Below are 11,621 nucleotides of genomic sequence, written 5' to 3'. Positions count from 1 at the left end.
TATTACAATTCCTTTCTAAAACTTACAAATACATGCAAAATAGACTGCTGGTTTATTTTTTAAATTGTAGTATACTTAGTCATTATTTTGATTTTTCTAACAAAAAGGAGATACAATGTTCTATATAAAACAACTATTACATTTCACTTACGAGCAAGCATTATCCTGTTTATTCCCAGTCGTTATTTTCTTAACACTAGCCCTATCAAAAATCATTTCCATCCCAGGGTTATACCGCTATGATTTCATACTCATCGTATGTCTTCTTATGCAGTGGATTATGTATAAGACTGGACTTGAGACGAAAGATGAACTAAAAGTAATTACTGTTTTTCACCTTATCGGGCTTTTACTAGAAATATATAAAGTACATTTCGGTTCATGGAGTTATCCAGAAGAGGCATATTCAAAAGTTTTTGGAGTTCCACTTTACAGTGGCTTTATGTATGCAAGTGTTGCCAGTTACATATGCCAAGCGTGGAGAAGATTACATTTACAAATGTACCATTGGCCGAGGGCTATTTTTGCTATACCGCTAGGCGCTATGATTTACTTTAATTTTTTCACACATCATTTTCTATATGACTTTAGATGGGTATTAACTGTACTTTTATTCATCGTTTTCTTTCGGACATTTGTAGAATTTTCATTACGAGGCGTTACATATAAAATGCCACTCGTTCTCTCCTTTTTCCTTATTGGGTTCTTTATTTGGATTGCAGAGAACATCGCAACATTTTTCGGAGCATGGCAATATCCAAATCAACGGGAAGCGTGGAATCTCGTTCACTTAAGCAAAATTAGTTCATGGTTTTTACTCGTTGTTATTAGCATTATGATTGTTACACAACTCAAACATTTGAAAGAGTCGAAAAAATAATGCTGATTATGTAAAAATATTTAGCCCATCACTCATTAGAAAGTGATGGGCTTTTTTACCTTCCTTATTAAAGTAGTTACATATTATGAGCTACTACTAGCAGAAGATGTTGCTGCAGATGAAGCGGCAATCGTTGCCATCATAGCTGCTTGTTGTGCTTGTATGAGGACTTCTATCATAGTTTGTAAACCTGTGTTGGTAGCTTTACTTTCCTCACCTTTCTGACTTACGAACAGTTGAATAGCAATAAGAATATTCGCATCTGCATGCCAACGGAATAATTTCTCCCCCTGCAGTTTTTCAATCAACGCTTTAATAGCATAAATCTCTTTTTCTCCATCTTCAAGTAACGCTAGTAGCCCGATTGCTGGATAATGCATCTGTTTCACTTTTACCTTTTCTTGTTTTAACAAATTCCATATGTTTGTACATGTTGCAACTAACATTTCTTCACGGACATCCTTCTTTAGTGAAAGAATATGACTTAAAAACTGAAGATCATTCCCTTTACGCAAACCAGCTTTCGCTAGTTTCTGATACAGACGTTCTACACGATCCATAAGTGTTTCTACATTCTCTGATTGTCCTGCTAATAAAACCGCGAGCGGATAATCATTTGTACTTGTAAGAAAGAGGTGATCCTTTTTCATGCGTTTATATACTTGCATCGAACGCTGAATGTGCGCGCCATGCTGTTCATTTTCTTCTGTTAAAAGCACAGCTGCTGCGAGATAAGTAAATATACTCCGGCTAAAGCCACTAGTGACCAATTGTTCATATAAATCTAAAAACGTCCGAAAAGCTTTCTTGTAATCTGTAAAGTGAATATCTAATGTTGCGGCCACTACAAAACGATGATAAGACTTTAAGTATGAAAACATCCCTACCTGATTCTTAATATAACTACTAACTTCTAAAAAACGTTCGAGATTAAACAATTTATCACTACCTGCATACATAGCAGCAATCATCATTCCTGTTCGAGAATCACTCGTTTTCCATTTTAGTTCTCCCTTTAACTGTACATATGTATGTTTATATTGCTCTAACTTTTGCTCTAATGTAATCATAGTATTCACCCCTATTTCTAGTTCTTCTCTATCATTATACTTATATTCCATATTTAGGAATACTACAATTAATAATCACAACCTAAAAAATTATAAAATTCTCTAATCCTTCTTCATCAGCACCACGATGATAATCCCTAATCCTTCAAGAAGTTATACAAAAAAGGTAGATAATAATTTATCTACCTTTTTTGTATATATTATTTAACATTACAACTGTATTGCTTGTTATATGCAATTAAGACTAAAGAGCTTTAATAATACGTTCCATCGCTTTCATTTGCCCAATATGATCAGCTTCATGATAAAGCATCATACCGTAAAGCTCCCCTACTGTTTCCAATCCTAGGAATGGCTCTGGCAGTTTATTTTCAAATGCTTCTGCTGGAATTTCGTTAATACGTTTTGCTTGTTCTTTTAATTGAGCCGTTAATACTTCTAACGATGGTCCTTCTGTTTTCCATTTAGATGGTCGTGATCCATACCCAAACATACCTGGATATTCAGTTGGTAATTGTTTGAATTCTTTTCCAAACATGAAAACTTCTGCTGCTGTTAACACGTGACCGATATGCCAACGAATTGTATTGTTAAAACCCTCTGGCTGCGTATCCGCAGTTTTATCATCTAACGTTTCCATAAATTTAAGTAACGCCCCGCGCGTTATTTCAAATTGTTTTAAACCCACTAGTCTATTCATTTGATCGTTTCCCTTCTTCATGTGCAATTTATTATGAACTAAGAATGTTCAACTTATTAACGTTTCACCTTGTTTAATCTATCAGAAACAAATAAGAAATACATCTAATATGCTTATTAAAAATAATAAAAAGGTTCACTCCTCGTAAATATAGAATTACTTACTATGTAAATAAAAGAGGAGTGTACTTGCATGTTACATATTTTAAAACAACAATATAATCTTATTAGCTCTACAAGAGAAACTCTATTTTCGTTTTTGGAAGAAATCCCCGTAGAAACATTACATAGCACAGTTCCTAATTTCGGAAGCGGTAGCATTATAAAGACTCATATTCATGTAGCCGATTGCTACCGATACTGGCTTGGATCATTCGCATTCAAGCAAAAAAGAGCAGATTTTTCATTTGCTAGCGATTACGAAATTGAGCATGCAGATGTGGAAAAAGTCCGTGCTAGATTTAAGTTAGTAGATGAGACTGTACAACGTTTTTTAGATGAATACAATGACCGTTGGCTCGAAAATATAGCAAATGAAGTAAAGTGGCAAAAAGAACCTTGGAGCACAACTCCGCTATGGCTTTTAACTCATACGGAGACTCATGAGTTTCATCATAAAGGACAAATTGTATCGATGGCTAGGTACCTTGGATATACTCCTCCTGATACTGACCTTAGTTAATTCAATGGTTTATGATTACCGAAAAAATTAGAATGAATACAAATCGAGCATGTTTTGAAATCCAATCTAAACATGCTCTTAAAATACTCTACCTTACAATCTCCATATCCTCATCAATACCAAATAGTCTCCGCATAATTATAAGCATCGCTATTCGGAATGGCATGTTTCCCCTGTGCTTGCGCTTTTCTTGGATCCAAGTCATATACCATTGGCGTATAGCATGATGTTTGTCCTTTATTTACAACACCATTTCCTCCAGCACTTCCGCAAGTATATGCCTTTCCATCTGTTTTTCTAACAACCCTTGCATCAGCTTCGTTATTATAAACTGCTGGACGAGTTACAGTAACTTTCGCCCAAGCCGTCTTACACGTCGTGCTAAATTTTAATTCTACATAAGAATTTGAATCTATCCATTTCTTCTCTTTCGTTACTGCGGATTGATCACAACTATTATAATAAGGACTTTTCCCATCATATGAATGATCTTCTGCATATGCTTTATCGCTATTAATCATGCTAAACATACTAGTTACAACGAGTAAAGATAGCAATAAACATGCACTCGTCTTTTTTAAAAGTTTCATATAATTTCACTCCTTTATTAGTAACGTGCTGTTTTCCCGTAACCGTTATTAAACGTAACTGCTTCAGCATCTGCTGTGTATCCGAAATCAGCAGTTAAATCAAATACCATTCCTGTATAAGTGCTCGTTTGACCTGTTTTTATTGTGCCGTTCCCCTGATTAGAAGTAACTGATTTTTGGAATACATCATTTTTGTATTTATTTACAACAGCGTACGCATACACTCCTCCCGAAACAGCTGGTGCTGGTTGATCTAACACAAACTTAGCCCATGCTGCATGACATTTATTACTGTAACGTAAATACACTGTCCCCACTTTTTTACTACCTTCATAAACTGCTGTAGACTTTGCATTAAATCCATCTGCATCACATGTTGTACTTCCCCCGTATACTTTCGTTGTTGCTGGATTTTTCCCGTCATAATAACTACTTAAATCAGTAGCTGCAAATGTACTTCCTTGAAAACTAAATAATACACCTATACTTGCCGCACTTAACACACATACTTTCATTAACTTTTTAAACATTTTAAATTCCCCCTCACAATAAGTACGTATACTAAAGACAAGCTATACTGCTATGTAAGCCCTCCTTTCACTCTTCCTAGAGGCATCTTACAGAAACGAATAAACGTTGTAAATTCCCTGATGATTATTGGAATATACGAAGAATTTTACTTATCCTTGTAAGAAAAAAGTTGAGAAATACACATTTTATAGCATTCTATATTTAAAACATAAAAGAACCGATACTTGTTATATTCAAGCATCGGTTCTTTATACAAAATTGCCATTTTTTCTTTTATATAAAATAAATATTTCTCCACTTAATCCGTTGTAAAAAACTCCCTTGTTACATCAATAAATTGCTGCAGTGGTGCTGTCATCCATTTATCTTTATGCCAAGCAATTTGTGTATAAATCGATGAAATTGCATTTTCTAAATGTAACTCTTTTATTGTCCCTTCTCTTATATCTTTTTCTACTACTATCGCTGGTAGAACAGCTATACCTAAATCTGCAATAACACATTGTTTAATTGCCTCGACACTAACGAACTCAATTTTATTTGCTGGATACACATCTTCTATACGAAATAGTTCTTCAAATAAAGTCCGATACGAGCAGCCTAATTCTGTTAGTAGAAGTGTTTCACTCTCTAAATCTTTTATAGAAACTGAAGGTTGTTCAAGTAAACGATGCGTAGGAGCAGCTACTACTTTTAATTCTTCTTTCATAAGTGGTTCCACATGTAAAACATCTTCTGTTTTACATTCGTCCAAAATAAATGCAAGATCTACTTTCCCCTCCATCAATTGTTCCTTTGCATCTTTATTGGAATGTGCTGGTTTAAATATAAGTTTTATTTGAGGAAATTGTGCTTTAAACCTCTTTAATATAGAAGGCAGTCTGTATGTACATTGACTTTCTTGTGCACCAATTATTAACGTACCTGCTATTTCCTCATCATCTTTCACGGCCGTCTTTGCTTCTTTACTAAGTGCGATTATCTTGTCCGCATATAGTTGAAACTTTCTTCCTGCTTCAGTTAAGAAAAGGCGTTTTCCTAATCTTTCAAATAACGGTGTACCAAGCTCAGCTTCTAACGTTTTAATTTGTGCCGTTACGCTTGATTGGGCAAAATTTAATTTCTTTGCAGTTTGTGTAAAATTCAAAGTGTCTGCTGCTACTTTAAATGTAATTAATTGTTTTATCTCCATTTATCATCCCTCTTTTCAATCGATATTTCCGATTGATTTCATCAAAATAATCCTCTTTGCCTATTGATATTTGTATTGTATGATAAAGAGCATCGGCAAACAATACAAATGGAGGGATTCCATATGAAAGCACTTTGTTTCGAACAGTTTGGAAATCCAGATGTACTACAATATAAAGAAATACATGATCCAATCATAAATCCAAATAAAATTCTAGTCCGCACGAAAGCAATCGGATTAAACTTCGCTGATATTTATAGACGCCGCGGCGATTATCATCTTGCTGGCAATCCGCCTTATGTATTAGGTTATGAAGGAGCTGGAATTGTTGAAAAAGTAGGAGCTGACGTTACTACTATCAACCTAGGAGACCGTATTGCATTTGCGGACGTCCCATTTGCAAATGCAGAACTAGTTGCCGTTCCATCTGAAAAAGTAATCCCACTACCAGATTCTATTTCTTTTGAAACAGCCGCTTCTGTCTTATTACAAGGATTAACTGCACATTATTTAACGCAAGATAGCTATCAACTAAAACAAAGTGATATAGCTTTAGTACACGCTGCAGCTGGTGGCGTCGGTCAACTTCTTGTTCAAATGATTAAACTATATGGCGGAAAAGTAATTGGTTTAACGTCATCAAAAGAGAAAGCAAAGATAGCTACATTAGCTGGTGCCGATCACGTATTTTTATATAACGAAGAATGGCATACGAAAGTACTTGAAATGACTAATGGAACTGGAGTAAATGTTGTATATGAATCAGTAGGTTCTACATTAGAGGACAGTTTTAACGCTACTAAAATTGGCGGTACTGTCGTATTTTACGGAATGGCTGGTGGTAATCCTGCGCCAGTTGATCCACGTATGCTTATGGATACTTCAAAAACTTTAACTGGCGGAGACCTTTGGAACGTTCTTACCACTTATGAAGAACGTAAAAAACGATCTACTCAATTATTCGATTGGATCGCAACTGGCAAATTAAACATTGAGTGCCCTACTACATTCTCCTTACAAGATGGTGCTCTTGCACATAAATTATTAGAGAGCAGAAAAAGTACAGGGAAGATTTTATTAATTCCATAATCGTTCCAATAAGAAAAGGAAGCTAGATTTCTCTACCTTCCTTTTCTTATATCTCTTGGAGATTTAATTATATTTCCACACTTTCTTTCCCTTTTGCAACATAACTCATATCTCCAACCGACTCGACTGTATATGTTCCATCTTGGTATACAATCTTCGTCACACTAGCATTTTCCACCCCAAGTTTTGTTTTGCTACTGTCTAACATTTCTATTAAGGTAGTAATCAAAAGCCCATGAACGACAACTAAAACGTTACCGCCACCATTTCCAGCAGCTTCTTCACTAATTTTATCTATCTCAGCTTTTATACGAGTAGAAAATAATTCCCAATCTTCCGCCTGTTTTGTAGGATCTGCTACTCTAATAAGATTAATCACTTCTTGAATAGAAAACTTCATAAGTTCTTCTGGTGATGGAACGCCTGCAGCTTTTCCAACCACATCCCACATATTCTCAAGTTTTTCACCTTCAAAAATACCGAAATTTAATTCTCGCAAATCTTTTCTTTGCTCAAGTTTTAATTTTGATTGCTCACTATATTTTAATACTAAATTAGCAGTTTCAATCGCTCGGCCACTATCACTACTATACGCATTCATAAAATGAATATCTTTTAATCCTGTTCCTAAATTTGTGGCAACTTCAACACCTTTTTCTACTAATGGAGAATCAGCCCAACCTTGCGCGCGATGATTCGTATTTAATATTGTTTTACCGTGTCTTGTAACATATAACGTAACTGCATTCTCATTGCTATCTGTTTCTCGCTTATTCATTCTATTCTCTCCCTTTACGTTTCTATCTCAATTTTACCACCTCAATTATTCATTGAGCAAAATATACGTCAGTAGATCCGCTTAATAAAAAAAGCTATCTTTCTGTATATCCATACAAAAAGATAGCATCTTTTATGATTACATTTCTTAACCGTTACTCCTACTCAGCAAAAGCACTCGAATACTGAACAACTCCTTCTACACCTTGGAGAGCGTTCTCTCTTAGCTCCATCGCCATAAACACTTCTTCAGGCACTTCAAACGGTGCTTTTACATTCCACTCACTTGCTTTCTTAAAACCAAATTTCGGGTAGTACTCTGGATGTCCTAATACTACAACTGATCCGTATCCAAGTTCTTTCGCTTTTTCTAAAGCAGCCGTGATCAGTTTTCCGCCAATTCCTTTCTTCTGATGGCCCCTAGCAACTGAAACTGGCGCAAGTGCTAACGATTCTACAGAAGTTCCATCTTGTTCTATTGTAATTTTCGATAACATAATGTGACCAACTATATCTTCATCTACCGCAACAATTGATAACTCCGGAACAAACGCGTCACATTCTCTAATACGTTTTACAAGTTCATGTTCTGTTTTATCACTAAATTCTTCAAGTAAAAATGCTTCTTTTACGACTTCTTCTGTTTTTCTATAATCATTTTTTTGTTCTTGTCTAATCGTTACCATTTTAACTTATCCTCTATTCTTTCTTATTTCTTTTTGAATTTTACGCAGTGCTTTTTTCGATCCGCGCTCAATATCGTGTTGCATTTTTCTTTCTTTATAATCAACAAATAGTGTATTTAAATCGTATCCTTCTGGATATAACTCCTTCGCTGCTACTTCTAAAGTAATACGTTTTACATTTACTTCAACGAATTCACCGTTATAATATACAACAACGTTATAAAAATTATCTTTTTCCTTATAGATGATACCAAAATCATCATAATCCAATAAATTCACACGATCGCCGATTTTGTACTCATAATGAGATTCTCTTTTTTCTTGTACAAATTTCGGTTTTCTAATTTTACTTTCATTCACTTTTTCTAAAGCGTACTCTTTATTTCCCATGTACTCTTTCGCTCTTTTCAGTACATGTTCTTTTACGCTCATTTTATTCGCAATCCAAAGTGCATTACTTTCCCCTGATTTTCCGATAACTAATTTATAAAGCGGCTCTAACGTTTCACTATTAAATTGCATCGCTGCATTCATAAAGTCATCGTGCATTTCTGAGAATCGTTTAATTTCTCCGTAATGCGTACTCGCAACGGTAATACATCCCGCAAGGTACAATTCTTCTAAAATAGAAATTGCAAGTGCTGCACCTTCATTCGGTTCTGTACCGCTCCCAATTTCATCAAATAATAGCAACGTATTATTATTTGACATCCTCATAATCTCAGAAAGATTTTTCATATGAGACGAAAATGTACTTAATGCATTTTCAATACTTTGATTATCACCAATATCTACGAATACATTTTCGAAAATAGCGATTTCTGTACCTCTATCTCCTGCAATATGAAGGCCTGACATTGTAGCTAATGTTAACAATCCAATCGTTTTTAACACAATTGTCTTTCCGCCCGCATTCGGCCCTGTAATAATTAAACTACGATACTCTTGACCAATTTTAAAATGTAACGGTACAACTTGCCCTGTTAAAAGCGGATGCTTACAATTCACTAAATGAATGTAGCCATGATCATTTAACTTCGGCTCTATTCCATCAATCGATTTACTAAACTTTGCCTTCGCAAATACCATATCATACTGACTAATTAGCTCCATGTTAATCTTTATACTATAAATGTTTTCTAACACCATTCCTGATAACGTCGCTAAAATCTGATACTCTTCAACCGCTTCTTCTGCTTTCAAACCTGCTAATTCTGCATTCAATTTCGTAACCGTATGCGGTTCTATAAATACAGTAGAGCCTTTTGCCGAGGCTTCAATAATACTTCCAGCAACTTGATTTTTATAGGAAGATTTAATTGGAATCGTATAACGGTCATCCTTTTTACTAATAAAGAATTCCTGAATGAATTTCTTATTTGCACTACTATTTAAAAATTTCATTAAACGTTCTTTTATTTTCCCATCTACAGAATCAATATTATTTCGAATTCGCTTTAACTCTTTACTTGCAGCTACATCAATACTATTTCCTTTAATTGAAAAGTTAATTTCCTCTTCAATACTTTTATATTCAGTCATTGAATTTGCATAAGAAGCTAATACTGGTGCAAAAAATTCTTTATCTAACATAAACTTTTTAATCTTTCTACATCCACGTAAAAAGTCTGAAACACTTACTAATTCTTCTGGATCTAAAATCATCCCTTTTTCTAATTTTTGAATTGTACTAGCAATATTAGAAATGCCGAAGAAAGGAACATGCCCCTCTGCATCTAATATAGCTCGTGCTTCTGTCGTTTCATTCAAGCGATTTCTCACTACTTTTAGACTCGTACTCGGCTCTAATTTGTTTAATAATTCCTTACCTAATCCACTTACACAATAAGATTTCACTATATCCTTTAATTCGTTATATTGTAACTTTTCAAAAGTCATCGTATTCATTTTGTTTCTCCTCACTATGATTGATTTTTATCATAAATGAAGATACCTACTCATTAGATTCCAATGAGTTCTACATTATTAAATTACCATTTTTATACATTAAAAATATATACAAAAAAGCTGCGGGGATACCGCAGCTTTTACATTTACAAGGCATGTGTAATAACATATGAGGAAATAAGCCATAAAAAAATAGATGGCAGTCCCTTATTACACGCTTTATAAAGTATTGTAGGTATCTTCATAGGTATCGAAATAAATCCATGACAAAGTTAGGGGTATGGTATACATAAAAATCCCCTGTTCTTATCTGACTTATTTCATTAAATTTTTCCTATTTAGTACCTACCGCACTCACAAAAAGCACCTCTCATTAATTTATATTATAGTCATTGAAATCTAATTTATTGAAATCATCATACTATATGTTACGTGAGAAGTAAAGGTGTCATACTTAAGTAGTACGTAACTGTACGCTTCAATATCACTTAAACTAGACCTATATTTGCTGAGGAAAAATTATAGAAGCGGCTCCGCTATTGCGAATGTCATTTACTTCCTCTAATACATTTAATAATTATGACAAGCAATGATAGGAGGTTTACTATATGAATGAAGAATATAATACTTTACATGGACCTGCTCTGGAACCAAATTTAATCGGTCCCACACTACCATCAATTCCACCATTTACTTTCCCTACTGGACCTACTGGAATCACAGGCCCTACCGGTGCGACAGGTTTTACCGGAATCGGAATAACTGGTCCCACCGGGGTTACAGGTCCTACCGGAATCGGAATAACTGGCCCCACTGGGGTTACAGGTCCTGCCGGTATCGGAATAACTGGTCCCACTGGGGTTACAGGTCCTGCCGGTATCGGAATAACTGGTCCCACTGGGGTTACAGGCCCTACCGGAGTTGGCATAACTATTGGCCCCACTGGGGTTACAGGTCCTGCCGGTATCGGAATAACTGGTCCCACTGGGGTTACAGGTCCTGCCGGTATCGGGGTCCCACTGGGGTTACAGGCCCTACCGGAATTGGAATAACTGGTCCCACTGGCGCAACTGGTTTAGGGATTCTTCCCGTATTTGGAACAATAACTTCTGAAGTAGGAATCGGTTTTTCAGCAGTAGTTAATACAAATGTCAACTTTACCATTCCAGGACCTGTTAGTGGAACTACTCTAAATCCAGTAGACAACTCCATTACAATTGATACCACTGGTGTATACTCTGTATCCTTTTCAATCGTATTTGTAATACAAGCTATTTCGTCTAGCATATTAAATCTTACAATAAACGATTCCATTCAATTCGCAATTGAAACACGAGTTGGTGGTGCTTCTGGGGTAAGAGCCACATCCGCCAGAACTGATCTATTACCTTTAAACCAAGGAGATGTTCTTCGATTACGAATAAGAGAAGCCACGGGTGACATTATTTATTCCAATGCATCTCTTGTTGTTATAAAGGTCGACTAGTTCTTTTATTACAATAAAGATTCAGGAAAAA

At 35.3% G+C, this 11,621-nt stretch carries 11 protein-coding genes and 1 pseudogene; 4 read left to right on the top strand and 8 right to left on the bottom strand.

Annotation, left to right across the window (positions count from 1 at the left end):
- Positions 1–115 precede the first annotated feature (115 nt).
- Positions 116–880 carry a DUF817 domain-containing protein gene (locus DN403_RS22090; RefSeq protein ID WP_000499382.1) on the top strand — a complete coding sequence of 255 codons (765 nt, stop codon included), beginning with the start codon at positions 116–118 and terminating at the stop codon, positions 878–880.
- An 83-nt stretch (positions 881–963) separates the two neighbouring features.
- Here the strand turns inward: DN403_RS22090 and DN403_RS22085 are convergent, their stop codons facing one another.
- Both DN403_RS22085 and DN403_RS22080 read right to left on the bottom strand, forming a co-directional pair.
- Complete coding sequence (locus DN403_RS22085) at positions 964–2,001, bottom strand: DUF4003 domain-containing protein (protein ID WP_002082417.1); 1,038 nt, start codon at positions 1,999–2,001, stop codon at positions 964–966.
- A gap of 193 nt (positions 2,002–2,194) precedes the next feature.
- Positions 2,195–2,671 (bottom strand): DinB family protein, encoded by a 477-nt coding sequence (locus DN403_RS22080; protein WP_003279300.1) that lies wholly within the window; start codon positions 2,669–2,671, stop codon positions 2,195–2,197.
- Positions 2,672–2,842: 171 nt separating this feature from the next.
- Between DN403_RS22080 and DN403_RS22075 the strand changes: the two genes are divergently transcribed.
- Entirely contained in the window at positions 2,843–3,331 is a 489-nt protein-coding gene (locus tag DN403_RS22075) for a DinB family protein (RefSeq protein WP_000902413.1), read from the top strand.
- A gap of 113 nt (positions 3,332–3,444) precedes the next feature.
- Here DN403_RS22075 and DN403_RS22070 read toward each other — a convergent pair whose 3' ends face one another.
- The 3 genes from DN403_RS22070 to DN403_RS22060 form a co-directional block, all read right to left on the bottom strand.
- Positions 3,445–3,921, bottom strand: a complete 477-nt coding sequence (locus DN403_RS22070; protein WP_000771160.1) for a DUF2690 domain-containing protein — start codon at positions 3,919–3,921, stop codon at positions 3,445–3,447.
- Between the two features lie 17 nt (positions 3,922–3,938).
- Entirely contained in the window at positions 3,939–4,451 is a 513-nt protein-coding gene (locus DN403_RS22065) for a YjfA family protein (protein WP_000473731.1), read from the bottom strand.
- 299 nt (positions 4,452–4,750) lie between these two features.
- Positions 4,751–5,644 carry a LysR family transcriptional regulator gene (locus DN403_RS22060; RefSeq protein WP_000403873.1) on the bottom strand — a complete coding sequence of 298 codons (894 nt, stop codon included), beginning with the start codon at positions 5,642–5,644 and terminating at the stop codon, positions 4,751–4,753.
- A 123-nt stretch (positions 5,645–5,767) separates the two neighbouring features.
- On the opposite strand from DN403_RS22060, the gene DN403_RS22055 reads away from it, so the two are divergent.
- Positions 5,768–6,733, top strand: coding sequence for a quinone oxidoreductase family protein (locus tag DN403_RS22055; RefSeq protein ID WP_000645238.1), 966 nt, complete (start codon positions 5,768–5,770; stop codon positions 6,731–6,733).
- Positions 6,734–6,800: 67 nt separating this feature from the next.
- Here DN403_RS22055 and DN403_RS22050 read toward each other — a convergent pair whose 3' ends face one another.
- The 3 genes from DN403_RS22050 to DN403_RS22040 form a co-directional block, all read right to left on the bottom strand.
- Positions 6,801–7,511 carry a histidine phosphatase family protein gene (locus tag DN403_RS22050; RefSeq protein WP_001042048.1) on the bottom strand — a complete coding sequence of 237 codons (711 nt, stop codon included), beginning with the start codon at positions 7,509–7,511 and terminating at the stop codon, positions 6,801–6,803.
- Between the two features lie 160 nt (positions 7,512–7,671).
- A complete protein-coding gene (locus tag DN403_RS22045; protein WP_000256473.1) occupies positions 7,672–8,196 on the bottom strand; it encodes a GNAT family N-acetyltransferase in 525 nt (174 codons plus the stop codon).
- A 6-nt stretch (positions 8,197–8,202) separates the two neighbouring features.
- Entirely contained in the window at positions 8,203–10,104 is a 1,902-nt protein-coding gene (locus tag DN403_RS22040; RefSeq protein ID WP_001095201.1) for an endonuclease MutS2, read from the bottom strand.
- A gap of 608 nt (positions 10,105–10,712) precedes the next feature.
- On the opposite strand from DN403_RS22040, the pseudogene DN403_RS32145 reads away from it, so the two are divergent.
- Positions 10,713–11,590 (top strand): annotated as a pseudogene (locus DN403_RS32145) (exosporium leader peptide-containing protein).
- Positions 11,591–11,621 lie beyond the last annotated feature (31 nt).

Origin of the sequence: Bacillus sp. AY2-1 (assembly GCF_008368965.1) — a bacterium.
Classification (GTDB): Bacteria; Bacillota; Bacilli; order Bacillales; family Bacillaceae_G; genus Bacillus_A; species Bacillus_A thuringiensis_S.
This window is presented reverse-complemented; position numbering and strand designations above follow the sequence as displayed.